18 protein-coding genes and 1 tRNA gene are annotated in these 26,658 nt (G+C 66.3%); 4 read left to right on the top strand and 15 right to left on the bottom strand.

Going from position 1 to position 26,658, the window contains the following annotated elements; translation table 11 throughout:
• Window positions 1-105: 105 nt before the first annotated feature.
• Window positions 106-1,110 carry a helix-turn-helix transcriptional regulator gene (locus L284_RS29670; RefSeq protein WP_235054306.1) on the bottom strand — a complete coding sequence of 335 codons (1,005 nt, stop codon included), beginning with the start codon at window positions 1,108-1,110 and terminating at the stop codon, window positions 106-108.
• A gap of 193 nt (window positions 1,111-1,303) precedes the next feature.
• Here L284_RS29670 and cysD point away from each other — a divergent pair, with 193 nt between their 5' ends.
• The 3 genes from cysD to L284_RS29655 are packed head-to-tail and all read left to right on the top strand — an operon-like array spanning window position 1,304 to window position 4,883.
• Complete coding sequence (gene cysD, locus L284_RS29665) at window positions 1,304-2,209, top strand: sulfate adenylyltransferase subunit CysD (protein WP_268745341.1); 906 nt, start codon at window positions 1,304-1,306, stop codon at window positions 2,207-2,209.
• Window positions 2,209-4,146 (top strand): sulfate adenylyltransferase subunit CysN, encoded by a 1,938-nt coding sequence (cysN, locus tag L284_RS29660; protein ID WP_021232933.1) that lies wholly within the window; start codon window positions 2,209-2,211, stop codon window positions 4,144-4,146. The genes cysD and cysN overlap by 1 nt, the downstream gene beginning before the upstream one ends.
• Window positions 4,146-4,883 (top strand): 3'(2'),5'-bisphosphate nucleotidase CysQ, encoded by a 738-nt coding sequence (locus tag L284_RS29655; RefSeq protein ID WP_021232932.1) that lies wholly within the window; start codon window positions 4,146-4,148, stop codon window positions 4,881-4,883. Before cysN ends, L284_RS29655 begins: the two co-directional genes overlap by 1 nt.
• Before the next feature lie 304 nt (window positions 4,884-5,187).
• Here L284_RS29655 and L284_RS29650 read toward each other — a convergent pair whose 3' ends face one another.
• The 14 genes from L284_RS29650 to infA form a co-directional block, all read right to left on the bottom strand.
• Window positions 5,188-6,615, bottom strand: a complete 1,428-nt coding sequence (locus L284_RS29650) for an efflux transporter outer membrane subunit (RefSeq protein WP_021232931.1) — start codon at window positions 6,613-6,615, stop codon at window positions 5,188-5,190.
• A complete protein-coding gene (locus L284_RS29645; protein ID WP_021232930.1) occupies window positions 6,612-9,812 on the bottom strand; it encodes an efflux RND transporter permease subunit in 3,201 nt (1,066 codons plus the stop codon). The genes L284_RS29650 and L284_RS29645 overlap by 4 nt, the downstream gene beginning before the upstream one ends.
• A gap of 8 nt (window positions 9,813-9,820) precedes the next feature.
• Window positions 9,821-11,023 carry an efflux RND transporter periplasmic adaptor subunit gene (locus tag L284_RS29640; RefSeq protein ID WP_040712602.1) on the bottom strand — a complete coding sequence of 401 codons (1,203 nt, stop codon included), beginning with the start codon at window positions 11,021-11,023 and terminating at the stop codon, window positions 9,821-9,823.
• 217 nt (window positions 11,024-11,240) lie between these two features.
• The gene (locus L284_RS29635) at window positions 11,241-12,263 is read right to left on the bottom strand and encodes a glycosyl hydrolase family 8 (protein WP_021232928.1); all 1,023 of its coding nucleotides are present in this window, start codon (window positions 12,261-12,263) and stop codon (window positions 11,241-11,243) included.
• Window positions 12,264-12,294: 31 nt separating this feature from the next.
• Complete coding sequence (bcsD, locus tag L284_RS29630) at window positions 12,295-12,756, bottom strand: cellulose biosynthesis protein BcsD (RefSeq protein ID WP_021232927.1); 462 nt, start codon at window positions 12,754-12,756, stop codon at window positions 12,295-12,297.
• Window positions 12,753-16,205 (bottom strand): cellulose biosynthesis protein BcsC, encoded by a 3,453-nt coding sequence (locus L284_RS29625; protein ID WP_021232926.1) that lies wholly within the window; start codon window positions 16,203-16,205, stop codon window positions 12,753-12,755. Before L284_RS29625 ends, bcsD begins: the two co-directional genes overlap by 4 nt.
• Window positions 16,202-20,662: a UDP-forming cellulose synthase catalytic subunit gene (gene bcsA, locus L284_RS29620; protein WP_021232925.1), complete on the bottom strand. Its 4,461-nt coding sequence runs from the start codon at window positions 20,660-20,662 to the stop codon at window positions 16,202-16,204. The genes L284_RS29625 and bcsA overlap by 4 nt, the downstream gene beginning before the upstream one ends.
• Window positions 20,659-21,390 (bottom strand): cellulose synthase operon protein YhjQ/BcsQ, encoded by a 732-nt coding sequence (locus L284_RS29615; protein WP_021232924.1) that lies wholly within the window; start codon window positions 21,388-21,390, stop codon window positions 20,659-20,661. Before L284_RS29615 ends, bcsA begins: the two co-directional genes overlap by 4 nt.
• The gene (locus tag L284_RS29610; RefSeq protein ID WP_021232923.1) at window positions 21,390-21,737 is read right to left on the bottom strand and encodes a hypothetical protein; all 348 of its coding nucleotides are present in this window, start codon (window positions 21,735-21,737) and stop codon (window positions 21,390-21,392) included. The genes L284_RS29615 and L284_RS29610 overlap by 1 nt, the downstream gene beginning before the upstream one ends.
• A 263-nt stretch (window positions 21,738-22,000) precedes the next feature.
• Window positions 22,001-22,076, bottom strand: a tRNA-Phe gene (locus L284_RS29605).
• Window positions 22,077-22,196: 120 nt separating this feature from the next.
• A complete protein-coding gene (yacG, locus tag L284_RS29600) occupies window positions 22,197-22,394 on the bottom strand; it encodes a DNA gyrase inhibitor YacG (RefSeq protein WP_021232922.1) in 198 nt (65 codons plus the stop codon).
• Window positions 22,391-23,365: an Rne/Rng family ribonuclease gene (locus tag L284_RS29595; RefSeq protein ID WP_021232921.1), complete on the bottom strand. Its 975-nt coding sequence runs from the start codon at window positions 23,363-23,365 to the stop codon at window positions 22,391-22,393. The genes yacG and L284_RS29595 overlap by 4 nt, the downstream gene beginning before the upstream one ends.
• A gap of 8 nt (window positions 23,366-23,373) precedes the next feature.
• Window positions 23,374-23,979 (bottom strand): Maf family protein, encoded by a 606-nt coding sequence (locus L284_RS29590; protein ID WP_021232920.1) that lies wholly within the window; start codon window positions 23,977-23,979, stop codon window positions 23,374-23,376.
• Between the two features lie 5 nt (window positions 23,980-23,984).
• Window positions 23,985-24,230, bottom strand: coding sequence for a translation initiation factor IF-1 (infA, locus tag L284_RS29585; RefSeq protein WP_021232919.1), 246 nt, complete (start codon window positions 24,228-24,230; stop codon window positions 23,985-23,987).
• Window positions 24,231-24,620: 390 nt separating this feature from the next.
• Between infA and L284_RS29580 the strand changes: the two genes are divergently transcribed.
• On the top strand, window positions 24,621-26,658 hold a 2,038-nt coding region (locus L284_RS29580; RefSeq protein WP_200861633.1), incomplete at its 3' end, for a TonB-dependent receptor.

The raw sequence follows: 26,658 nt of genomic DNA, 5'->3' as shown, positions 1-26,658 counted from the left end.
AGGAGCGGAGGTTCGTGCGCAGAAAGGGATTCTGAACCAAGTTCACGATGACGTTTGGGGTGAGCTGCACTGGGGCGGACTCTGTCCGCGCCCGCCCAGTACCGTTCACCCCATAACTGCGCTGCTCTCGTAGACCAGCTTCACCAGTTCCGCCTGGCCGCGCACGCCCAGCTTGGCGTAGAGCCGCTTCGAGTAGTTGCGGGCGGTTTCCAGCGTCAGCCCCATGCGCCCGGCGGCCTCGGCAATGGATTGCCCATCAGCCAGAGCCATCGCCAGTTCGGCTTCCCGTCGTGCCAGGTTGAAGATTTCGGCCAACCGCTCGGCGCCGTGGTTCGAGTGAGGCTGAGGCAGGGTGCAGAGCGCCATGAGAGCGGGGGCGGCAAGCGCCTCGGCATCGTCGGCGGGCACCAACAGCGCCTCGACACGGGGATCGCTGCGCAGGAGCATCGGTCGGGCGGGCAAAGTGCGATCCTGCGCCATTTCCGCGGCTGCGGCGGCCAGCTTGCGCTCGGCGGCAAGGTCGAGGCCAAGCACCCGCTCGCCGGGGCGCAGTGCCGCGCCGCAATGGGCCTGCCAGAACCGTGTGAGTGCGGGGTCGGCGGCAACGACGCGGGCGTCGGCATCGAGGAGCATCCAGCCTTTTCCGGTGCGCTCCAACCCCATGGCATTTACCCGCGCCGAAAGCCGATCGCGGCCCATTGCCACCAGGTTTTCCAGTGCGATCGCGACATAGGGCACGAGGCTGGAAAGCAGCGCGCTGTCCGCTGCCGTGCATTCCCGCGCACGCGCCATCAGCAGCCAGGCACTGTAGCCGTCGCCCCCGGTAATTCGCACCACACGCTCGTCGCCGATTCCGAGACGGGCCATTCTGCGGTTGCGGTCGGATCGGGCAATGGGATCGTGATCGATCAGTTCGCCGATCGAGTATACGCGCCCTGGCCGCAAGCTGTCGTAGAGATAGCGATCGAGGTCGAACGGGCTTTCGATCCGCGACTCGAGCGCGCGTTGGCGCATGTCGAATCCGGCGTAGCTGTCGGCAATTGCGGTGTGGGATCCATCGCCCATGCGGAGGATCAGGCTGACGTAATCGGCTTGGCTGCGGCGACGCAACCTTTCCAGAAATGTCGAGAAACGCGGATTTTCGCTGCTTCCCTGAAAGAGTGGGATCAGAAGATCGGTCTCATCATTGCTCGTGAGGGCCATACCCTCCCATATGGGAGGTTCACTCGATTGTCATCCCTGCGATTCGGGTGGGGACGAACCGAGACCCAGCCAACGGGCACGCGCCCCGGCAGAGGATGACCTGATGAAGACACTCACGCACCTGGAGCGCCTCGAAGCCGAGAGCATCCATATCATCCGCGAAGTCGTTGCCGAGGCGGAGAAGCCGGTGATGCTCTATTCGGTGGGCAAGGACAGCGCGGTGATGCTGCATCTTGCCCGCAAGGCCTTCTATCCCTCGCCGCCGCCGTTTCCGCTGCTCCACGTCGATACGACATGGAAGTTCAAGGCGATGTACGAACTGCGCGACAAGATGGCGCGGGAGAGCGGCATGGAGCTGCTGGTCTACCAGAACCCGGAAGCGGCCGAGAAGGGCATCAATCCCTTCGACCACGGCGCGCTCCACACCGACATGTGGAAGACCGAAGGCCTGAAGCAGGCGCTGGACAAGTTCGGCTTCGACGCAGCCTTCGGCGGCGCCCGCCGCGACGAGGAGAAGAGCCGCGCCAAGGAGCGTATCTTCTCGTTCCGCACCTCCTCGCACGGCTGGGATCCCAAGAACCAGCGGCCGGAACTGTGGAACCTCTACAATGCCCGCAAGGCGCGCGGGGAATCGATCCGGGTCTTCCCGATCTCCAACTGGACCGAGCTGGATATCTGGCAGTACATCCACCTCAACGACATTCCGATCGTGCCGCTCTATTTCGCGGACAAGCGCCCCACCGTGGAGCGCGACGGCATGCTGCTGATGGTCGACGACGAGCGCTTTCCGCTCCAACCCGGCGAGGTTCCCGTGGAACGCTCGATCCGCTTCCGCACGCTCGGTTGCTACCCGCTGACCGGCGCGGTGGAGAGCGAGGCGAAGACGCTGCCGGAAGTGATCCAGGAAACCCTCCTCACCACCACCTCGGAACGGCAAGGCCGCGCCATCGACAAGGACGCCGGCGGTGCCGGCATGGAAGTCAAGAAGCAGCAGGGGTACTTCTGATGTCCGACGTTGAAACCAAAGAAGCCGTCTACGTTACCGACCAACTGATCGCGGACGATATCGACGCGTACCTCGTCCAGCACGAGCACAAGACGATGCTGCGCTTCATCACCTGCGGCAGCGTCGATGACGGCAAGTCCACCCTGATTGGGCGCCTGCTCTACGATTCGAAGATGATCTTCGAGGACCAGCTGGATGCGCTCCAATCGGACTCGAAGAAGGTCGGCACCCAGGGCCAGGAGATCGACTTCGCCCTGCTGGTGGACGGTCTTGCCGCAGAGCGCGAGCAGGGCATCACCATCGACGTGGCCTACCGCTTCTTCAACACCGAGAAGCGTAAGTTCATCGTTGCCGACTGCCCGGGCCACGAACAGTACACCCGCAACATGGTCACCGGCGCCTCCACCGCCGACCTTGCGGTGATCCTGATCGATGCGCGCAAGGGCGTGCTGGTGCAGACGCGCCGCCACTCGTACTTGTGCCACCTGATCGGCATCAAGAACATCGTCCTGGCCGTCAACAAGATGGACCTCGTGGACTACAGCCAGGATGTCTTCGACAGGATCGTCGAGGAATATGGCGCGTTCGCGCGGGAAATCGGCATCGAGAGCTTCACCGCCCTGCCGATCTCGGGCTTCAAGGGCGACAACATCACCACGCTTTCGGACAAGACCCCGTGGTACAAGGCGACGCAGTACGCGGGCATCACGCTGGTCGAGCATCTGGAAACGGTGGAGGTTCTCTCCTCGGTAGACGCAGACAAACCGTTCCGTTTGCCGGTGCAGTGGGTGAACCGGCCGAACCTCGATTTCCGTGGCTTCTCGGGCCTGATCGCCACCGGCTCGGTCAGGGCGGGCGACAAGATCCGCGTTCTGCCATCGGGCAAGACCAGCACGATCACCCGCGTCGTCACCTATGACGGCGATCTGGAGGAAGCGGTCGCGGGCCAGTCGGTCACCGTCTGCTTCGCCGACGAGATCGACTGTTCGCGAGGGTCCGTGATCTCGATCGCGGACAATCCGCCGCAGACCGCCGACCAGTTCGAGGCGACCTTCGTTTGGATGGCCGATGAGGCCATGGTGCCCGGCCGCGCCTACTGGCTGAAGGTCGGCACGCAGATGGTTTCGGCGACGGTCCAGGAACCCAAGTACGAAGTCAACGTCAACACGATGGAGAAGCTGGCGGCCAAGACGCTGGAGCTGAACGCGATCGGCGTGGCGGAACTGACCACCGACAAGCAGATCGTGTTCGAGGCTTATGCCGACAACCGCACGCTCGGCGGCTTCATCCTGATCGACAAGATGACCAATGCCACGGTGGCGGCGGGCATGATCCACTTCTCGCTGCGCCGTTCCCAGAACGTGCACTGGCAGGCCGTCGATATCGACCGCAAGCAGCATGCCGGCCTCAAGAACCAGCGCCCGGCGGTGCTGTGGTTCACCGGCCTCTCAGGCTCCGGCAAGTCGACCATTGCCAACCTCGTCGAGAAGAAGCTTCACCGGATGAACCGGCACACCTTCCTGCTCGACGGCGACAACGTGCGCCACGGCCTCAACAAGGATCTGGGCTTCACCGAGGCCGACCGCATCGAAAACATCCGCCGCGTGGGCGAAGTCTCGAAGCTGATGACCGACGCGGGCCTGATCGTCATCACCGCCTTCATCTCGCCCTTCCAGGCGGACCGGGAGATGGTGCGCTCGATGCTCCCCGAAGGCGAATTCTTCGAGGTGTTCATCGATACCCCGCTGAAGGTGGCCGAGGCGCGTGACGTCAAGGGACTCTACAAGAAGGCGCGCTCCGGCGAACTCAAGAACTTCACCGGCATCGACAGCCCCTACGAAGCGCCGCGCAACCCTGAAATCCGCATCGACACGACGGTGATCTCGCCGGAAGAGGCGGCCAACCTCATTGTCGACACTCTGCTGGGAGACGCCTGATGAGCCTGAACGACGCCAATCTTGCCGCCCATCTGGCCCAGGTGGCCGGCCAGATCCTGCTCGACGTGCGGGCCTCCGGCCTGTTCTCGGGCAAGTCGCTGGGCAAGGCGGGGGACCAGACCGCCAACCAGTTCCTCTGCCACGCCCTTCGTGAGCAGCGGCCCGAGGACGGGCTGCTCTCCGAAGAGGAAAAGGACAATGCCGAGCGCCTGAGCAAGGAGCGAGTGTGGATCGTCGATCCGGTCGACGGCACCCGCGAATATGGCGAGGAGCGGGCGGACTGGGCCGTCCATGTCGGCATGGCGGTGGACGGGGCGCCAGTGTTGGGCGCGGTGGCGCTGCCGGGCGCGGGCGTGGTCCTGCGCTCCGACCAGCCGGGAGAGGTGCCGCCCGCACCGGAAAAGCTGCGCATGGTCGTCAGCCGCACACGGCCTGCCAGGGAAGCGACCAGCGTGGCCGAGGAAATCGGCGCGGAACTCGTGCCGATGGGATCAGCCGGGGCCAAGGCCATGGCGATCCTGCGGGGAGAGGCGGATATCTACCTGCATTCCGGCGGACAGTACGAATGGGACAGCTGCGCGCCCGCCGCCGTCGCGCTGGGCTGGGGGCTTCACGTCTCGCGGATCGACGGCTCGCCGCTCGTCTACAACCAGAAAGACGTCTACATGCCCGACTTGCTGATCTGCCGGAAGGAGCATGCCGAGATGGTACTCGGTAAGGTCAAGGCCTTGGTCTGAGGGTGGGGCGCGCCGCGATCTGGTAGCGCCGGCTGGGGAAGATCGCACTGGGGTCGCTTGGGAATGAGCACCAGCAGGCGACCCACGGCTCATCGTCATTGCGAGCGTTGCGAAGCGATCCAGAGCCGCACAAACCGCCGCTGGATTGCTTCGCGGCGACGGGATGAGAACGCCCGGCCCAAAGCGGACATCTCGCTGATACGGCCGGTGCAAGGCCCTGACGGATCAGCGCGACATCCGCGCCCTGCATCGCATCGCATCGCATCACCTCAACCCGGCCGCTTATCGGGTTCCGCCGTGCTGTTCAGTCCGCCTGTGCCGGTGAAGCCTGATCACCGCCGAGCACGCGGTAGAGCGTGATGCGATTGCCGGCGAGAGCGCGGCGGACCGCGATTTCCTGTTGCCGTGCGCTATAGAGACTGCGCTGGGCATCCAGGTTCTCGAGCGAACTGGTTATACCCTGGCGATAGCTCGCTTCCGTCAGCCGGGCGGTGTCGCTGGCCGCTTCCGTGAAGCGCGAGGCGGCGCGCAGGCGCTCGGACAGCGTGCCCTGGTCCGCCAGGGCGTCCGCCACTTCGCTGAAAGCGGTCTGGATCGCCCGTTCGTAGGACGCCAGCGCCGCGTCGCGCTGCGCCCTGGCGACTTCGACATTGGCGACGCGCCCGCCGGCGTTGAAGATCGACCAATCGGCACTGCCGCCCAGCGTGGCCGAGAACGCGCCCTTGTCGAACAATGCCGACAGGGCATTGCTGGCGACCCCCAGCAGGCCCGTCAACGAGATCGACGGGAAGAGCTGCGCGCGTGCCGTGCCGATATCGGCATTGGCGGCCCGGAGCAGATATTCGGCTTCCACCACGTCGGGGCGGCGCAGCAGGACCCTGGAACTGGTGCCGGCGGGCAGGACGGCCAGGGAACGGTTCACTTCGTCGAGGCTGCCGGGAAGCAGGCTTTCGTCGAAGTCCGCGCCGACGAGCAGACGGATGGCGTTGATGTCCTGCGCCAGAGCCGTGGTCTGCGAGGCCACGTCCCCGCGCGCGGTTTCGAGAACCTGCTCGGCCTGGCGCAGATCGGTGCGTGGGGCGACGCCGCCCTTGAGGCGCGCGCCGGTGAGCGTCACGCTGCGCTCGGCGTTGGCGGCGGTGGCTCTTGCGATCTCCAGCAGATCCTTGTCGGCCGCATAGTCGGTCCAGGCCTGCGCCAGATCGGCAACGAGACCGAGGCGCACGGTGCGGGCAGCCGCCTCGGTGGAGAGAGCCGTGTCGCGCTGGGCCTGGGTGGCGCTGGCGTACTTGCCGAAGAAGTCCAGTTCGAAGCTGGAGATCCCGCCCTGCAAGGAGAAGGAAGTGCGATCGCCCGTCACCGCTGCCGGGGAACCGCCGTTCCGGCCGTTCGTCTCGGTGCGCGTGGCCGATCCGCTTACGCCGATGGCGGGGAACTGGTTGGCGCGCACGACCCGGACCTGCGCGCGGGCGGCGGCGAGGTTGGCGGCGGCCACTCGCAGGTCCCGGTTGTTGGTCAGGGCCTGTTCGACCAGCGATTGGAGGCGCTGGTCCTGGAAGATCTCGCGATAGGAGACCAGCGGCAGCGCAGCTTCGCTTTGCGCCAGATAGGCATCGCCGACCGGCCAGGAAACCGGAACCGGCGCCACGGGCGCGACGTACTTGGGCGCCATCGAGCAGGCGTTCAGCGCAAGGGCGGGCAAAGTCAGCACCACCAGACGAAACCGGGTCATGCGGCGCCTCCCTTGCGTGCGCGGCGTTCTTGCAGGTGGCGGCGGGCAGAGGCGATCCCGTCGCGCATGCCGCGGCGCACCAGGACGAAGAACAGCGGGATGAAGAAGATCGCCAGCAGCGTCGCGGTGAGCATGCCGCCGACGACGGCGGTGCCGATGGCGATACGGCTGTTGGCACCCGCGCCGCTGGCGATCGCCAGCGGGATGACGCCGAAGATGAAAGCGAAGCTCGTCATCAGGATCGGGCGCAGGCGGATGCGGGCCGCTTCCAGCGCCGCCTCGATCACCCGCTTGCCCTGGCGTTCCGCCTGTTCGGCGAACTCGATCATGAGGATGGCGTTCTTGGCGGCGAGGCCCATGGTGGTGAGCAGGCCGATCTGGAGATAGACGTCGTTCTCCAGCCCGCGCAGCGTCACCGCCAGGATCGCGCCCAGCAGGCCGAGCGGAATGACCAGGATCACCGCGATGGGAATCGACCAGCTTTCGTAAAGCGCGGCCAGGCAGAGGAACACCACCAGCAGCGAGAGGCCGTAGAGGATCGGCCCCTGACCGGATGAGAGTCGCTCCTGATACGAGGCGCCGGCCCAGGCGACGGAAATACCGGGAATCTTGCTCGCGAGTTCTTCCATGACCGTCATCGCCGTGCCGGAACTGACACCCGGAGCAGGGTTGCCCGAAAACTCGTAAGCCTGAAGGCCGTTGAAGCGCGAGGACGAACTCGGCGCCGTGGACCAGCCAATCGTGGAGAAGGCGGAGAAGGGCACCATCTGGCCGCTGGTACCGCGCACGAACCAGTTGGCGAGATCCTCGGGACGCGAGCGGAACTGCGCATCGCCCTGAACGAAGACGCGCTTCACCCGGCCCTTGTCAAGGAAGTCGTTGACGTAGGTGCCGCCCCAGGCCGTCTGGAGAGTGGAGTTGGCGCTGGCGGCGGTGACGCCGTAGGTGGTCAGCGCGCGCGTATTGGTGTTGATCTTCAGCGTCGAGACATCCGGAAGGTCGCTTAGGCGCACGTTGGAAAGGCGGTCGTCCTCGCCGGCCCTGGCCAGCAGTTCGTCGCGCGCCTTCTGGAACGCCTCGCGGGTCATGCCACTGCTGTTCTGCAGTTCCATGGTGAAGCCCGCCGAGGAACCGAGCCCGCGAATGGCGCCGGGTACGAGCGTGAAGACCTGCGCATCCCGCAATCCGCGCAAGGCGCCGTTTGCGCGCTGCACGATGGCCTCGGCGCTGTTCTCGCTGCCCTTGCGCGATTCCCAATCGACCAGCGTGACGAAGGCCTGGCCGGTGTTCTGGCCGGCCGCCCCCATGCCGCCGCCCGAAAGCGTGAACATGCTGGCGACGTTGCCCTTCTCGTAAGTCTTGAAATACGTCTCGACCTGGCGCTGCACTTCCTCCGTGCGCGAGCGCGGCGCACCTGCGGGCAGGCGCCACTGCACCATGATCGTGCCCTGGTCCTCGTTCGGCAGGAAGCCGGTCGGCAGGCGCTGGAACAGGCCGTACGTGGCGGCGCAGGCGATCAGGAACAGCAGCAGCCAGCGCCACTTGTGCTCGACCACCCGTTCTACCCGCTGCGCATAGGCATCGGTCATGCGCTCGAAGCTGCGGTTGAACCAGGTGTGGAAGCGTTCCCAGGGCCGCGCGATCCAGGGCGCGCGCCGCTCGATCCATGTCGGCGTGGCCTCGCCGTGGGCCACCTTTGGCTTGAGCATCGTGGCGGTGAGCGCCGGGCTCAGGATCAGCGCGACGAAGACGGAGAGCACCATGGCGACCACGATCGTCAGTGCGAACTGCCGGTAGATCACCCCGGTCGAGCCGCCGAAAAAGGCCATCGGCAGGAACACGGCGGAGAGCACCAGCGCAATGGCGACCAGGGCGACCTGGATCTCCTGCATCGACTTGATCGTCGCCTCGCGCGGCGACATGCCGGGGTTTTCCTCCAGCAGGCGCTCCACGTTCTCGACCACGACGATCGCGTCGTCGACCAGCAGGCCGATGGCGAGCACCAGGCCGAACAGGGTCAGCGTATTGATCGAGAATCCGGCGACGTAGAATACCGCGAAAGTGCCCAGCAGCACCACCGGCACGGCGATGGCCGGGATCAGCGTGGCGCGCCAGCTTTGCAGGAACACGAACATCACGATCACGACCAGCACGATCGCTTCGAACAGCGCCTTTTCCACCTCGGCCACCGACAGCTTGATGAAGGCCGTGGAGTCGTTGCCGTAGATATAGCCGAGGCCGTCGGGCATGCCCTTGGCGAGCTGCGTCATCCTGTCCTTGACGAGTTCCGCCGTCGCCAGCGCGTCAGCGCCCGGAGACAGCGAGATCGAGATGCCTGCACCGGGGTGGCCGTTGATCCGGCTGATCGTCGAATAGTTCTCCGCGCCGATCTCGACCCTGGCGACGTCGGCGATGGTGACGACGGAGCCGTCCGTATTGGTCTTCAGGACGATGTTGCGGAACTGGTCCGCGGTCTGGAGACGCGAGCCGGCGGTGACGATGGCGTTGATCGACTGGTCTTCGGGAGCGGGAAGACCGCCGATCTCGCCCGCCGCTATTTCGGTATTCTGGGCGGTGATGGCCGAAGTGACGTCGCTGGGCATCAGCGACACCGCGGCGAGCTTCGTCGGATCGAGCCAGATCCGCATGGCGTGCGAGGCGCCGAACACGTTCACGTCGCCCACGCCCTGGACGCGCGACAGCGGATCCTGGATGTTCGAGGTGAGATAGTCCGAAACGTCCTGGTTCGAGCGGCTGTCGGTCTCGTCGTAGACGGCGACCAGCAGGAGTTGGTCGGGGTTGGACTTGGTGACGCGCACGCCCTGGGCCTGCACGGCCTGCGGCAGGCGGGAGAGGGCCGTCTGGACCTGGTTCTGCACTTGGACCTGCGCGATATCCGGGTCGGTTCCCTTGGCGAAGACCGCGCTGATCGTCGCCTGCCCGCGGTTCGAGGATTGCGAGCTGAAGTAGAGCAGCCCGTCGATGCCGGTGAGCTGTTGCTCGATGACCTGCGTGACGCTGTTCTCGATCGTCTCGGCAGAGGCGCCGTTGTAGGTGGCGCGGACGTTCACCTGCGTCGGCGCGATGTCCGGGTACTGCTCGTTGGGCAGGAACGCCAGCGCGCCCAGGCCCGCCAGCATGACGATGATGGCGAGAACCCAGGCGAAGATCGGCCGGTCGATGAAGATGCGCGACATGGGCTGGCTCAGCGATCCTTGGCGGCGGGCTGACCGGCGCTATCGCCGCTGCCGGGCTTTCCGCTGGGCGGCGCGACCGTCTGCGGGCTGGATGCCGCCACCGGTTTGATCGGCGCTCCCTGCTTCAGGCCGTTCAGCCCCTGGACGATGACCTTGTCCCCCTTCCGGAGGCCCGAAGTGACCACCGTATGCACGCCCTGGGTGCGATCGGCCGTGACCTTGCGGCGCACCGCCTTGTTGTCGCCGCCGACGACCATGACGAAGGCGGTGCCGTCGAAATCGCGCTGGACCGCGTTCTGGGGGACGAGGAAGGCACTGGGATCGGTGGCCTGATCGAACACGGCGGTTACGAACATGCCGGGCAGCAGGAGCCCGTCGGGGTTGGGGAATCGCGCCCGCAGAGTGACGGTGCCGGTGCCCTGGTCGACGGTGACGTCGGAAAACTGGACGGTGCCCGGCGAGGCATACTGCGAGCCGTCGTCGAAGCGCAGATGGACCTGCGTGCTGCCCGGCGTGACGCCGCCGGCGGCCAGTTTGCGGCGCAGGGCGGTGATGTCCGTGGCCGACTGCTGCATGTCGACGAAGATCGGGTCCATGCGCTGGATGACGGCGAGCGGGTCGGCCTGGCTGGCGCTCGCGAGAGCGCCTACGGTCGACAGCGAGCGGCCGATGCGTCCGGTGATCGGGGCCGGCACGGTGGTGAAGCGCAAGTTGATCCGGGCCGTGTCGAGCGTGGCGGCGTTCTGGGCGATCGAGGCCTTGGCCGAGCGCGAGGCCGCCAGCGCGTCGATATAGTCCTGCCTGGCCACGGCCTCCATGTCGGCGAGAGGCTTGAAGCGCTGGGCCTTGGCGGAGGCGGCTTCGGCGGTGGCGCGCGCACTGGCGAGATCGGCAGAGGCCTGGTTCACGGCGGCGCGGTAGAGGCTGGGGTCGATCTGGTAGAGCGGCTGTCCCGCCCTGACCAGGCTGCCTTCGGTGAAGAGGCGCTTGACGATCACGCCGGTTACCTGCGGGCGAACTTCGCTGGTCTCGAAGGCGACCGTTCGCCCACTCAGCGTGACGGCCAGGGGAACGGCGGAAGGCTGCACGACGATGAAGCCGACTTGGGCGGCGCCGCGCTTGTCGTCCTTCTTATCCCCTCCGGAACAGGCGGCCAGCAGAGTCACGGACAATACCGCGACGCCGGCTTGGCGTAGAGAGGGGAACAGCAGCGAGGCCGCCGCAATCGAAGAAGACGTGATTTTCAAGTCGCGCACCGTCAAAAAGCCTGTCGGCGCTGCTATTCAGCCTATTGTTGCTGCCTGCAAGCCGGCTTTTCGCAAGCGCGACAATTTGCGACCAAATACGAAGGTTTGAGTACGTTTCTGCACGGATCGAAAGGTAGACCTCTCCGCAGCCCGCCGGGAGAACGGAGAGGTCCCGAAAGGATCACTGATAGCGCGCGAGCATCTGCAGCGAGGCCGCGTAATAGTCGTTGGTCAACTGCGAAGGCTGGGCACTGCCGAGCAGCCTGCCGACCACCGCCGCCCCGCCCGCCGACAAGGCATAGTTGGCTTCCTCTCCGGTGACGACATCGACCCAGGCCGGGATCGGCTTGCCGGCCGAAAGATGCGACCGCCAGTAAGCGGCGATGTCGGAGGCCAGAGCGGCGCGGCCACCCAGCGCCGCGTAGAGCGGCACGCGGATGGCGTCGTAGCCGAAGCGCGGCGGCTTGTCGCGTGCCGGGGCGACCTGACCCGGCGCGCCGATGACGACCCAGTCGCTTGGCAGATGCGCGCTGCCGAAGCGGGCGAGGCGGGTGATCGCCTCGCTGTCCCGGATCACCGATCCCCAGACCTGCTGGCCGTCGATCTTCGCAAAGGCGTCCAGCGCGGGCCAGGCGAAGTAGGACGGGTTCAGGGTCACTTCCTGGCCGTTCACGAAGCCCATGATGCCGGGCAGAAGCAGGCTCATGCCGTGGCGCTCGATCACGCAGTGGCTGCGCACCGCGGCGCGGATCTGCGCGGCCCGCGCGGTGTAGTCGCTGCGGTTCCAGCGCTGCCCGGCCATGCCCAAGGCCCAGGCGATGACGAGGTCGCCGTCCGTCGCATTGTTCTGGTCGGCGACCGGGTTGGACGCGGACGGGTCGTAGCGCCAGGCGTGGAGCGCCATGTCCGGGCGGGAGAGACGGCTTTGCGTCCACTTGGCGATCTTGTCGAAAGCCTCGGCATCGCCGGCCTTGTAGGCGAAAAGCAGGCCATAGCTCTGGCCTTCGCTATGGCTGATGCCGTTGTTGCCGGTGTCCACCACGCGGCCTTCGGGATTGAGGTACAAGTCGCGCCAGGTACGCCAGAAGGTATCGCGCGCGGGCAGACGGCTCTGCGCGTCGGTGTTGCAGGCAGCGGTCATCGCCAGCATCAGCCCCAGAGTGAAGTTGCGCCGGTTGATGCCGGTTTCGGGAAGAAAGGTCATGCCGATGCTCTCTCGTTGATCGACCGAAGGCTCAGCGGCCGTGTCGCAGTTCGACGATGTCGCCCTGCCAGTGGCCCGCCGTGTGAAGCGCCGGGCCGCTGCCGAGCACGCGGAACCAGGCATCGTAGGCGCCCTGGAGCAGGCCCAGCAGCATCGTGTTCCAGCTGTCCTGCTGATCGCTCGTCAGCGCCTTGGGAAGGTTGCGGTGATGGACGACGATCGCGTCGTCACCGACGGTCAGTTCGATCTCGCCCCAGCCCAGATCCTGCCAGAACCCGTTTATCCGGGCGCAGAGGACGGCGGCGTCGCTGACGCCTTCCAGCGGCTCCAGCGTCGCCATGCGGCGACCGATCGCCGAGAAGAAGGCCTGCGACTGGGCGGCAGGCGCGCCTTCGCAGACTTCGGCGGCCGTCATCATCGCGAAGAGCGCGAGCCCTCCGGCGCCGCTCTGTTCGCCCTCCGAGCGGGAAGAGGGAAATGCGTGCAGTTTCATCGGCCGGTGCTCCCGAAATTCTGTCTCACGCCCAATAAGCTACGGAACTCGTCATAAGATCCGAAGGTATTGTAGCCAGCCTCGCCGCCGATGCGGGTGGTGGGGCTCAGCTTGTAGTAGATCGACAGGTTGCTCGACACGGCGAAGCCGGTCTTGCTGATGCTGTCGTAGTAGGATCTTACGTCGTTGTTATCGATCTTGTTCTGATCGAGTATGGCCTGAAGAGGCTGGTCGATAGGATAGATGTTGGTCTGATCCTGCTTGTAGCTCTGGAAACCGGGCGTGAACGAGGCGCTGATATCGAAGCGCTCGTCGTTCATAGTGTAGTTCACCGGGAAGCCCACGCTGATGAAGTTCTGCGGGCTGAAGTAGCCGCCGTTGCCCCAGGTGAAGTAGTTCTGGCTCTTGTCGTAGCCCTGGTAGTTCACGTTGATGCCGACGGTAAGGTTCGAGCGCGGGCCGCGATACGTGCGCAGATAACCGCCTACATTCGCCTCGAAGCCATCGTTGCGCGCGACGTTGGTGCCGCGGAAGCGATAATACCGGCCTTCCGCATAGACCCCGCTGCCCTCGCTGTCGTAGGATAGGCCCGCGCCCCCGGCCGTGCGCATGACCTGGCCCCAGCGGCGGCCGCTCACCGGATCCCGCGTGCCCGCGTAGGAGAGTACGCTGTCGGTCACCGGCTGACGCTCTGCAAAGGCTTTGGCGCGCACGGTGGGAGACAGCTTGGGGGAGGCTTCGGCGCGGAAAGTCGCTTCCGTCTTGCCCATGCCGACCGGCGTGGTGCCGGCCTCCAGCTTGACGCTGTCGCTTTCGTAGCCCGCTGAGAAAGCGACGCCCGATGCGTTCTGGGTCTGTGCCGAGGGGAAGACCGAAGGCTGCTTGTCGACGATGGCTTGTGCCTCGATCGTCGCGTTGCGGCCGAACCGTGCCTGGCCGGATTGGTTGGCCCGGCCGGCATCGATCACCGAGGCTTCCGCCTTCGCATAGACGCGGCCGCCGGGGGCGTCCGTCGAGAACCGTGCCGAGCCCTTGATTTCGTCGAGCTGGCTGAGGCCCGCTTCGCCGGAGCGACGGCGGTAGCCGGTGACGATGTCGGCACGGGGGCCGGTATCATGGCCGAGATCGGCGATCTGCGACTGGATCTGCGCCAGGACCGGATCGGCGGAATAGGCGGTGGTCGCTGCGTCCATGCCGGGGTCGCCAAGGCCTGCGCCATAGCCGCTGCCGTAGCCTGCACTGCTACCGGCATAGGCCGCCGAGGCCGCCGGTGCCGAGGGATAGCCGCCGGCGCCGCCATAGCTTGGCGCCGCGCCGTAGGCTGCGGGCATGGGCGCGCTGCCGTAAGCGGCGGCAGGAGAGCCGGGAATGCGCGTGCCGCTGCCCAGCGCGAAGGGATTGACCTGCTGCGCCGCGGCGACGGGCCGGTCCCGGAAGGGGTTGGAGCCGCCTGCGGGGCTCATGGCGGCGAAAGGATTGCCGCCGGAAAGACCGTCGATCGACGTGCCGCCCTGACCGCGTGCGTAAAGGTCCTGCGCGTCCTTGAGCAGCTTCATCGCCGCGCGGTCATTGCCGCGCGCGCGTTCGACGTTGGCGAGCGACATGCGGACCTGATAGTCCTGCGGGAAAGCGCGGAGTACGTCGTTCTGCGCCCGGCGCGACAGGTCGCTGTCGCCTGCCGCCTGCGCGGTTTCCGCCAGGCCGAGCAGGGCATCCTTGTCGCCCGGCTTGCGGGCGAGCACGAGCTGCCAGGTCTGGGCGGCGCGGGCCGGCATCTGGCCGCTCTGGTAGAGGCGTGCCAGTCCGGCCAGGATTTCCATGTTCTGGGGCGAGGCGCTCCAGGCGCTCTGGAGCACGTCGAAGGCTTCCGCGAAGCGTCCCTGTTGCCGGGCGCGGTCGGCCTGGCTGACCTGAAGAGCGGCGTTCATCCGGGCATAGGCCTGCTGGCCTTCCGCCGAGCTGCCAGCCAGGGCGCCCGCCCGCTGCAGCGCTTGCTGGGCCAGGTCGTCGCGGCCGACGCGCGCGAGCACACCGATCAGACCTTCGTAGTCGGCAATGCCGGAGACCTGACCCTGCGCAGCATTTTCCGCCACGGCCGAGGCGCCCTGAACGTCGCCCAGTTCGTACAGCGCGTTGGCCACGGCGGCCTGCTTGCCCACCGGGACGGCCGACATGGCGCCGAGCTGCCGCAGTGCGGCAAGGGCCGGGGCCTGCTGACCGCCGGCGGCCATGGCCTTGGCCCGCGCGATGGCGGCATCGGTTTTCACGCCGATGGCGAAGCTGCGCATCGGCGCGGTGCGCTGCGCCTCGGGGATCATCTCGATCAGGCGGGCTGCCTCAGTGGCGCGGCCAAGGTCGTTGTTGAGCAGGGCTGCGGCGTAGAGCGCGTCGGGCTGGTTCATGGTCGAGAGCGAACGCAGCAGCGATTCCGCCTCCGGCACGCGGCCCCGGCGGATCTGGAATTCGGCGAACTCGTAGCGGATCCATGGGTCGGTGGGATCGAGCACGAGGCCGTTCTGGAACTCGCGCATGGCGCCCATGTCGTCGCCGTTGGCGGCAGCCGCCAGGGCGCGGCCCCGTGCAGCGCGCATCTGCAGGCGCTTGTCGTCGGAGCCGCCGCCCTGGCTCGCCTGCCGGTAGAGATCGGCAGCATCGGCATAGCGACCCTGCTTCTCATAGACATCGGCCAGCAGTTCCAGCGCCGGGGCGGGTTCCTTGTAGCCGGAGCGGATCAGGCCCTCGGCAATCGACTGCGCATCCGCCAGGCGGCCCTGCGCGACGGAACTGCGGGCATCCTCCATACCTGCGAAGAAGCGAGCGGAAGCGAGACCCTCGGCCCATTGCCCGGATTTGCCGTAGCGCGAGGCCTGCTCCAGGTAATTGGCCGCTTCGGCGAAGCGGCTTTCGCGCAGGCGCACGAGACCCATCCCGCCCAGCGCGTCGGGATCGCGGGCGTTGACGGACAGTGCCCGCTGGAACTGGCTGGAGGCCGAGGCGAGGTTGCCGTCTTCCAGTGCGTCGAAGCCGGCGACGCGGGCCTGGCCCGCGCGGTTTGCCGAAGTCGTGGGTGCGGGGGCGGCCTTCGAAGGCGTGGCAGCGGCGCGCGCCGGTTGCTGCGCCGGCCGGGTAGCAGGGCTTTGGGCGGCAGGTTTTGGGGCGGCAGGCTTCGAAGCCGGGCGAGCGGCTGCCGGTTTCGCAGCGGACTGCGGCTTCGGTGCGGCGGACCTTGCGTTCAGTGCCTGATTGACGGCGGCATTGCCTGGATCGAGCGCCTTGGCGCGGCGGAGGGCCTGCTGGGCAAGATCCTCGCGGCCTTTTCCGCGCCAGTATTTCGCCTGCTGCAGCAGCGCGTCCACGCCAGCGGCCTGGGCATGGGTCATGCCGCTGCTTGCGGTGGAGAGCAGCAGGGCCAGGCCGACGAGGCGCAGGCGGGTCATCGCGGAACTCATGCGTTTTCGTCCTGCTGGCCAAGGCGGCGCTGGGCCTGGCGGCGGAAGTAGAGATAGGCGGGGCCGGCAAGGATCACGGCCAGCAGCAGCGAGAACAGTCCCATCAGCATCGGGCGCTGGCTGAACCAGTACGCAAGCTTCATCCAGACCGGCAGCGAACCGACCCAGTAGCGCTCTCCGATCGCGAAGCTGGCCATGCCGTCACCCTTGGTGACGGCAAGGTCGCCCTGGATCGCGGCATTGATCTTCACGTCGGCCATGCCTTCGACCAGCGCGGGCAGGGCGGCCGCATTGTCGGACAGCAGCGCCACCACGGTGCGGTCGGAGGAGTACGGGGAACGGAAGCTGACCAGCCCCGAGAACCCGCGTGCGTTGTAGACCAGCGGTGCGGCGGTCATCGGATCGTTATGCTCGGTGCCGCCGAAGAACGAAGTGACGAACTGCAGCGGCGAGCGCTCCGTCACTTCGAGATGGCCGCCGGTATAGCGAACCGGCGCCTTGTCGAACAGCGAGCCCGCCGAAGCCAGCTCCACGCCGCCGATCACCAGCACGTCCTGGTCCTGCAACTCGGCAGCGCCGACCGAGGCGCTTACGGTGATCGCCGTGACCGGAACCCCGGTGGAATCGCCGAAGCGGCCCATCAGCGCCAGGAACGCCTCGACCGAGGCAGGCGAGGGGTTGGCAGCCATCACCACGGTCGTCTCCGCCAGATCGGGAGCGACGGTGAAGGGGAAGCCGGCGCCTGCGAAAGTCGCCAGATCGGGCATCAGCAGAGCGTGATAGGCGGAGGTCAGGTCGATCGTGCTGGTAGGATCGATCGAAGTGCGCACGTTCTCCGGCAGAGTGCCGGTGCACTTCTTCTTGTTGGCGATGATCAGGTTGTAGTCGAGCGTCAGTTCGTTCTGGCCGAACAGGTTGTAGCGCGGCAGTATGACCGTGGCCGACGAGTCCTCGCTTTTCGCGCCGTGGGCACCGAGCAGATTGCTCCACCAGGGCGAACTGAGCGGCAGGGTCTTGAGGTATTGGCCATTGAGCGAGGCATCGAGGCGCGAGCCGCGCTGGTCGAGCCAATCGGCCACGGGGTAGCGATAGGTCAGGTTCAGGCGGCCGCCTTCGCGGGGCCAGAAGAACAGGTCGGGCGCAACGCGGAAGCTGGCGCTCAGTGCACCGGGGCGGAAGCCCATGCCCTGAAGGGCATAAGCCGGCATGATCTTGCCGAGTTGCACCGGCTTGTCGGTGGAAATCCAGCGCAGCGCGCCGTACCGCGGCCAGGCGGGTATGCGCACGCCGTCGAAGGCCATGCGCTGGCCGCCGAACACGCCGCGGCCCAGCGCCACGGCACTCGCGGCCACCCGCAGGTCGGCGTCGCTGCGGCCCATCAGCACCAGTAGGGTGCCGGTGGGATCGACCGGGTTGCGCACAGCCGCAGCCACGGGTCCCGTGGCAGGCGCGATGTCGAGACCGGGGATCGACTGTCCGGCCTTGAGGAAGACGACGGCGTTGCCCTTGGGCAGCGTGCCATAGACCGGCTTGAACGAGAAGCCGCGATAGGAGGCCAGCGAACCCAGCCACGAGGCCGTTGCCGCCGCCGCTTCCAGCTCGCCCTTGTGCGGTTGGCCCGCGAAGACGAAGGGCATGCGCAGCGGCAGGTTCTGGCCCTTGTCGAAGAACGGCAGGGGCAGGCGCGAGAGATCGGGCTGGAAGGTCAGCGCCTGATACTCGACGTCGAGGAACGAGCGGGTATTGCTGATATTGGCCCAGAGCGAACTATGGAACGGGTCTTCGCAGTCCCGTGCATAGTGGCCCAGGAAGCGGATGTTGAGCTGATTGTCGCCCGGCAGCAGCAGCGCGGGGTTTACCGGGATCCGCAGGACCTGCCCGCCCGCTTCGGCGCGGGAGAGCGGCACGGCCTGCACGACCTCTCCATTGACGATGACGACGAGCTGGCTGATGTCGTCCAGCATCTGGGCGGACCAGGACAGCTGGAGGGTCAGCATGGCGGAGGTCACGACGCGGTCCTGGCGCATGCCGAACGGAATGCCGATTTCGCCCTGGGTGCCCTGCAGACGGATCGGACCGCCGATGCGCATGTCCTTGAAGGTCATGCGGTCGCTGAGACCGCTGCGCGGCGCGCCCGGTGCTTGCGCGGCATTCGCGGCGGTGGCAGCCGCAGAAGCGGCAGGCGCCGGGGCGGCGTGAACCTCGCGGCTGCCGAACACGAATGTCGCGATCCCCAAAGCCAGCGCGGCGGCAAGTCCGGCTGCCTTGGCGAGAGCGGGCAGGGTACGCGCGCCGCTCTTCGAGGGCTTGGCACTGTCCCCGGCGAGGGCGAGCGAACCGTGCTCGGCTGCTGCCGCCATCATGCGGCGTTCCGAAAAATTGAGACCCAACATGCGCTTGATGGTCACCATATCGACGAGGATGATTTCGGTCAGCGAGCGAAGGCCGCTGACGCGGGGATGGGGAGCGGCGGGCTGCCAGGCGTCCGCGCGGCCCATGACGGCGCGCACCAGATGCCGGTTCGCCAGCATGTCGAGTTCCTCGAAACGCACATAGGCATTGTTGTCCCGCGTGCGCATGGTGCGCACGGGTATCGAGAGGACCTCGTCGCCCATGGCGAGGGTTATGTGAGTCACGTTGACGTCGCGCACCGGAATCTCGGAGGGCAGGACGAGTGCCGCCCCGCCCATCGAGATGTCCAGCGTCGTCGCGTTGAGGACGTGGCCGGACGAGAGATAGGCCGTGACGGGCAGCGGCAGCGGGATACGGATATCCTGCCGCGCCTGCCGGGTCTCACGCGCCACCGAGATGGCCGCCAGCAGCATGATCAGGCTGAAGCTGGCCCAGGCACAGTTCAGCACCAGCGTATCGGTCTGGATATTGAACATGTAGGGGAACAGCGCCCATTTGCCGATGGCGAGCAGCATGCCGCCGACGAGCAGCGCGGCGCAGATCAGGTGCGGCTTCACGATCGCCCAGTCGAAGTAGGTCTTGTCCAGCAGCGAGCCTTTGTCGGTGACGTTGAACTTGCCCTTGCGGGGCTGGAACCAGGTCATGACCGTCGGCTTCACCAGGTGGAAGGCCAGCAGCGTATCGTAGATTTCGCCCCAGAACGGACGGCGCGTGGTGCCCTGCCGGCGTTCGCTGGCGACGGTGGAGCAGAACAGGTGCGGCATCGCATAGGCGAACACCAGCGAGGCCGAGGCCTGGATGATGTTCTGGCCGAAGATCAGATAGGCGAGGGGGCTGGTCAGGAACACGATGCGCGACAGCGGGTACTGGTAGTACAGCATCGCGCTCAGGTAGCAGAGGCGTTGCTGCCAGGTGAGGCCGGGGCCGAACAGCGGGCAGTCGATCCGCAGGATCTGCGTCATGCCCCGCGCCCAGCGAATGCGCTGGCCGACGTGCAGCACCAGGCGCTCGGTGGCCAGGCCGGCGGACAGACGCGCGCCGATATAGGCGGTGTTCCAGCCGGTGCGCTGGAGCTTGAGTGCGGTATGCGCGTCCTCGGTCACGGTCTCGCCGGCGAAACCGTTGGTCTCCATCAGCGCCTCGCGGCGGATGACGGCGCAGGAGCCGCAGAAGAACGTGGCGTTCCAGAGGTCGTTGCCCTGCTGGATCGGTCCGTAGAAAAGATCGCCTTCACCGGGCATGTCGCCCATGACCGAGGCCAGGTTGCGCTGGACCGGATCGGGCGAATACATGTGGTGCGGCGTCTGGATCAGCGCGAGACGCGGGTCGGTCTGGAACCAGCCGACGGTCAGCTGCAGGAAAGCGCGGTTGGGAACGTGGTCGCAATCGAAGATCGCAATCAGTTCGCCATCGGTCTTCTTCATCGCCGCGTTGAGGTTGCCTGCCTTGGCGTGCAGGTTGTTGTCGCGGGTGATGTAGCCGCAGCCCGCTTCCTTGGCGAAGGCGCGGAACTCAGGGCGCTTGCCGTCGTCGAGGATGAAGACCTTGTAGCGGTCGATCGGATAGTCGAGGTCCATCGCCGCGTAGACCGTGTTGCGCACGATCTCCAGGCTCTCGTTATAGGTCGGAATGTAGATGTCGACGCTGGGCCAGTCCGCCGGTTCGCCCTTGGGTTCGATCACGGGACGGTTCAGCGGCCAGCTCGTCTGGAGCGAGCTGAGCATCAGAATGACCCAGGTATAGACCTCGGCGATGTAGAGCAGGCCCCCGAACACGAATTCCGGCAGCGTGGTGAAAGCCAGGGTCTGCGTCGTGCGCCAGAACATGTAGCGCGTGGACATGAGCACGGCCAGCAGGCCGAGCGCCAGCGCGCCCTTGCGGCCGGGCCAGCGCTTCATGACCAGGGTGCCGGCAATCGCCACGCCTGCGAACATCCATTGGCCGTTGGTGTCGAGCGGAACCCCGATCACCATGGCTGCGATCAGGGCAATCGGAACGATCGCCAGAAGTCTGACGGCGCGGTGCCCGGCGAGTTTTCGGATCATGCGGCGAGGCTCACCGGTGCCACCCAGGCACTGGAGGTCGAATCCAGCGTGGGCGCCACCGCCTGCGCGATCTGCTGCACATCGGAAAGGGCGACGCTGGCGGGCGCATAACGACCCAGCATCTGGAGCGTGGCGATCGCTTCGGGAACGGCCTCGTCCATGCGGATCCGGCCGATCAGACGCTGCCCGGCAAGTTCGCGGATGAAGGCGGCGCCGTGACGGCCCAGGCGGCGCGTCTCGTCCAGCGCATTGATGACGAAGGCGGTGCGCGCCAGCCCTTCTGCGCCGGCTTCTCCGAAGACTTGCGGAAGCAGGGCCAGCGTGTCGGGCTGGGCATTGATGGTGCAGACGTGGGCGCAGGCATGCTCGACCAGGCGGCGCGCCAGGCGGGTCTCGCCGGATGGCACGTCCACCAGCAGCACCCGCTCCTTGCCGGGCTGGAAATAGCCGAGGTCGCTCAGCATCGGCACGAAATCGAGATCCTCCGAAGCGCGGCGCCAGCTACGCAAGTTGATCCCGCCCACCAGCACGGCCTCGTCAGCGGGCGCGGTGATCGCGGGAAGCGAGGTGGCGGGCGAGAGGCCGAAGTGCAGCGGCAGAGAATCGCGCGCCGCCACCGAGATCACCGTCACTTCCGCGCCCTGCGCCGAAAGACCCATGGCAAGATGGGCGGCAACGAAAGTGTTCCCGGTCCCCCCCTTGGGACCGTGGCAGACGATCATCGGCATCAGATTTCCCCCCGGGCGCCAAGGTCCGACAGATGGCGCAGCATGGCTCGTACATCGCGAACGGGCTCTTCAACAACAGGTTTTGCAATCGATGGCAAAACAGATTGTTGCTCGTAGCGGCTGAACAGGTTCTTCAGCGGCTCTGCGGCGAGCACCTGATCGGAATTATCCGTCTGCAGCGCCGGAGTTTCGGCGGGCGACTGGTCCAGCGTCTGAAGACGCGGATCGCGCAGCAGAGCTTCCAGGAGCGGCCAGAGTTCGAGGTCGGAAAAACGATCTTCGAATTCCCTGTACGCGAATTCGTTGCGGCCCAGTCGGTCCAGCAGGTTCCTGGCATCAATGCGCATGACAATCCCCGTTGTTACCGGATCAGGACTGGCAACGAATGGTTAACATCGTATTTATACGGGAAATTCTGGTCCGAAAATCCCGCTTGCGCAGGTTCTTTTTCGATTCGGCCCACTTTTTCGTCGCTGAGCCGCCGCTGTGTTCACTGGAAATCACAGGCCTGAGCGCGTCTCTCACTAATGCGGGAAGCTAACAAGGTCGCGCGGAACAAGGCTGGCGGTCTGAGAGGCGCAAAGAAAAAGGCACCACCCTCCGAAGAGAGTGGTGCCCGGGGACGGAATCGAACCGCCGACACCATGATTTTCAGTCATGTGCTCTACCAACTGAGCTACCCGGGCCAACCATGCTTTGGCCAGTATTCAGCGAATTTTCTAGCTGCCGAGGCGGCCGTTCGCTGCTGGTGGCGGGCCTATGGAGAACATGAACCGGCTTGGCAACCCTAAAATGACGATCTCGTTTCAATCGTCCTGTGGATAAAGATCGGAGTCCTCGCTTTGCGGCGCCGGGCGGCCGGGAATGGCATAGCCGTCGCCCAGCCACTGCAACAGGTCGCGATCGCGGCAGGCCTTGGAGCAGAAGGGGGCGAGTTCGGTGGCGCGGGGCTTGCCGCAGATCGGGCACCTGGCATTGGCCCTTACAGCTGTCTTGTCGGTCATGCGGTAATCGCCTGCGCGAATCCGCCCGTCAGTGCAAGGCCGGCATCTTCGTGCCACGTCACGGATCGGCCGGTGCGACGCACCAATTGCGCCTCCCACTCCGGCCGGACTTGCGCGCGCAGGCGCGGGTGCGCGGTCAGGAGCAGGGTGCCGGGCTCCTCGACCCGCTCCGCGCGGCGCAGCAGCAGCCGGGCACAGGCGCCGATCCGGTCATGCCGCAAGCGGTGGAGCATCGAAGGGCGCTCGAGCCGGGCGATCAGATGGACGAACCCGAAGCCGTTCATCGCGGTTCGCTGATGCGGCCAGTGGTCGAGCGCGGCGGCGACCGCCTCATCCACCGCACGGCGGTCCTGCTTGCCCTCCAGCGAGGGGAAGTCGATGCCGATGGAGCCGCCGAGATCGAACAGGTCGATCGCGCGCGCGATCGCGGGAACGGCGGCCAGGGCCAGGGCGCGCAGCGGCAGTGTGCCGTCTATGTCGATCAGCGTCATCGCCGGGGTCGGGATCACCAGGATGGAGCCGCCCGGAAAGGCCAGTTCGCCGTCCAGCGCTTCGGCGAAGATCTCGGGCCAGGGGTCCTCGGGAAACCTTCGGACCGTGCGCACCGGAACACCCGTGGCGCGCAGCGATTCGGCCAGCGCGGGAGCAGGGCGGGGAGCCAGATCGCAGAGCCTGGCCTGCGCGCGCTTCAGCCGTCCAGTCTCCGCCATGGCCGCGCGCGTCACCTGAGCGCGCAATGCGGCGCCTTCGCTGGCATCGGCGGGAAGGCCGTCGACCAGCGCTTCCTCACCGGACGGAAAACGCAAGGTGCCGCGCCGGACGCCTTTCGCGCGCGCGATCAGGACCGCGTCGGCGACCTCGCCCGGAGCGAGGCTGCCGTCCCATTGCAGCCGGGCAGCCAGGACTTCGCCGTTCTCGACAAGGATCGCGCGGCTTTCGCCGATCCCGTCTTCGACGAGCCACTCAGCCAATGGCCCGCTCAGCCAAGGGTGAAGCCCGCCGCGAGAAGCAGGGCGCGGGTTTCGAAGAGGGGAAGGCCGACGACGCCGGAGTGGCTGCCGGTGATGGAGACGATCAACCCTTCGGCGCTGCCCTGGATGGCATAGCCGCCCGCTTTGCCGTGCCATTCGCCGCCGGCGATATAGGCGTCGATTTCCTGGGCTGAAAGCGACTTGAACCGCACGATCGTCTCGGAAAGTCGCTCGCGCAGCGAACCGTCCGGCGATTTCAGGGCGATCGCGGAAAGGACGCGGTGACGGCGGCCGGAAAGCAGCGCAAGGCAGGCGCGGGCCGTAGCCTCGTCCTCGGCCTTGGGAAGAATGCGGCGGCCGCAGGCGACGACCGTGTCTCCGGCCAGGACGTGCGATCCCGTAGCTTCGACTGCGAGCGCCTTTTCCCGGGCCATGCGGCGGGCGTAGACGCGGGGAACCTCGGCGGCGCCATGCGTCTCGTCGATGTCGGCGGCTACGATGGCGTCGGGCACGATGCCCAGACGGCCGATCAACTCGCGGCGGCGCGGACTGGCCGAGGCGAGGATCAGCTGGGGGGCGGGCCGAAGTGCGGAATCCCGGTCGGTCGAAGACACGCGGTTCAGAACTGGCCGGGGCCGCCGCGACCGGGCATGAAGCGGTAGGTGATGCGGCCTTTGGTAAGGTCGTAAGGGGTCAGCTCGACGAGAACTTCGTCTCCCACCAGCACGCGGATACGGTTCTTGCGCATCTTGCCCGCCGTGTGGCCGAGGATTTCGTGGCCGTTTTCCAGCTCTACGCGAAACATCGCATTGGGCAGGAGTTCCACGACCCGGCCGCGCATCTCAAGGAGTTCTTCTTTCGCCATTGGCGATCATTACCCGTCAGCTTGCTGCATGAATGCGGCGCGCCATAACCACGACTCGCCGAAAATGGAAGCCTTGCTTGCGGGGCGGGCGAGGACCTCTGCAAATTCGTCTGTTTTGTCGCGAAGCCGTTTCAAAAATGCCGCATGAAACAGAGGCTGCGGGCGCCGGTTGCTTGCCCGATAGTGTCATGATGCACTTGCGAGACTGTCCTGCGACAACCGCATAGTCGTGTGCGACAAAAAGTTACGCGGCATGGCCTTGCGAGGTCTTCGCAGTCGCGGCATCAGCGCCTTGGAGCGAAAGCAAGCTCCGAAATGGGCGGCAATTTTCAGCCTGGCCAGAATGTTCAGCCTGTCCGGGTTTCAGCATGGAGAGTCGATTTGCGGTGCGTGCGTCTGGTCCCATGGGTTGGGCCACTGTTTCTAGGCGTCTGTCTGCCGGCCCTGGCCCAGGCGCAAGTCGCCTCCGCCTCGGTGGCGGCGGCCACCGCGCCCGCGGTTGCACCGGTTGCCGCGCTCGCCAGCCCGAACGATGCGGCAGGTCCGCAGGATGACGAGCACGACGAAGATCCTCTGGAAGTGACGGGCAGCGACATCGTCGTCGTCGCGCCGCGCATCCAGGGGCAGCTCGACGTGCCCAACCAGCCGATCGCCACGTTCGACGAAGAGGACATCGCCGCTTACGGTGCCGATTCCATCGGCGATCTGATCGCCGCGATTTCTCCCCAGACCGGCAGCGGCCGAGGGCGCGGATCGGGCACGCCGGTCATCCTCGTCAATGGACAGCGCATCACCAGCTTCCGCGAGATGCGCAACATCCCGCCCGAGGCGATCCGCAAGATGGAAGTGCTGCCCGAGGAAGTGGCCTTGCGCTTCGGCTATGCGGCGAACCAGCGCGTCGTCAACCTCATCCTGAAGGACAGGTTCTCGGCCACGACCGTCGCGGGCGAATACAATCGCCCGACGCGCGGCGGCTACGACAACTACGAGCTGGAAAGCGGCATCGTGAAGATCGCCGGTCCGCGCCGGTACAACTTCAACGCGAAATATACCGATACGTCCATGCTGACCGAGGACGAGCGTAACATCCGCCAGGAGGCTGGGTCGCAGCCCACGGTGGCGGACGATCCCAGCCCGGCGCGGTATCGGAGCCTGGCCGCCGCCGATTCGGAGTTCGCGCTCAACGGCACCATGACGCAGAACCTGGGCGAGAACGGCATGGCCGGCTCGATCACCGCCAACGGTGCCTTCACCCACGAAGTCGCGACCTCGCTGTCGGGTCTCGATACGGTGATCCTGACGTCGCCCACGGGCGGGCGGCAAACGCGTACGCTGCCCGATCCGCTGGCCTCGCGCACCGTCACCGACAGTTTCGAGGGCGGGCTCGGCTACAACACCATGATCGGCCGGTGGATGTTCAATGTCACCGGCGATGGAAGCTATGTGAATGCCGGCACGCGCATCGATCGCCGGCGCGACCTGAGCGGCCTTCAGGCGGCTGCCGAGGCCGGCACGCTCGACATTGCCGGCGCGCTGCCGTTCGTGCCCGGCACCGGGGTGGACACCGCCCGCAGCCGCACGCTGTCGCTGAGTTCCCTGGCTACCCTGTCCGGTACGCCGTTCAGCATGCCGGCCGGCGATGCGAACCTGACCTTCAAAGGCGGATACGATTTCAGCCGCGTGCAGAGCGAAACGCGATCGGACACCTTTGCAGACAGCACGCTGACCCGCGGCGATGTCTCGGCAGGCGTCAACCTCGCGCTGCCGCTGACCAGCCGGGGCTACTTCCTGGGCGGCATCGGCGATCTGGCCCTGAACGTCAGTGCCGGGCTGAACCACCTTTCGGACTTCGGCACGCTGACCGACTGGAGCGCGGGCTTCACCTGGTCTCCCACCGAAAAGCTGACCTTCCAGGCGAGCTACCTGGTCGATCAGGAGGCGCCGACCCTTGCCCTGCTGGGCGCGCCGAGCGTGCTCAGCTACAACGTCTCAGTCTACGATTTCACCCGGAATTCGACGGCGCTGGTCACCGTGCTGAGCGGCGGCAATCAGGATCTCGCACGTGAAACGCAGCGGGACATCAAGCTCTCGGCCACCTGGGAGCTGCCGTTCATGAAGCGGTCCAACCTGATCGTTGAATATTTCCGGAACCGCTCTTCTAACGTCAGCGAATCGTTCCCGCTGCTGACTTCGGCCGTCGAAACGGCGTTTCCTGGCCGCGTACAGCGCGATGCTGCGGGGAACCTCGTCTACCTGGACCGCCGGGCCGTGACGTTCGACGAGGAGACGAGTTCCAGCGTCCGTTGGGGACTCAATCTTTCAGGCAACCTGGGCAAGGAGCCGTCCGGCGGCTTCGGCAGACCCCCTGAGCGGGCCGATACGCCGCGAGGCGGGGGTAACGGGGACGCGCCCAAGCGGGATGCGGGGG

Origin of the sequence: Novosphingobium lindaniclasticum LE124 (assembly GCF_000445125.1) — a bacterium.
Taxonomy (GTDB): domain Bacteria; phylum Pseudomonadota; class Alphaproteobacteria; order Sphingomonadales; family Sphingomonadaceae; genus Novosphingobium; species Novosphingobium lindaniclasticum.
This window is presented reverse-complemented; position numbering and strand designations above follow the sequence as displayed.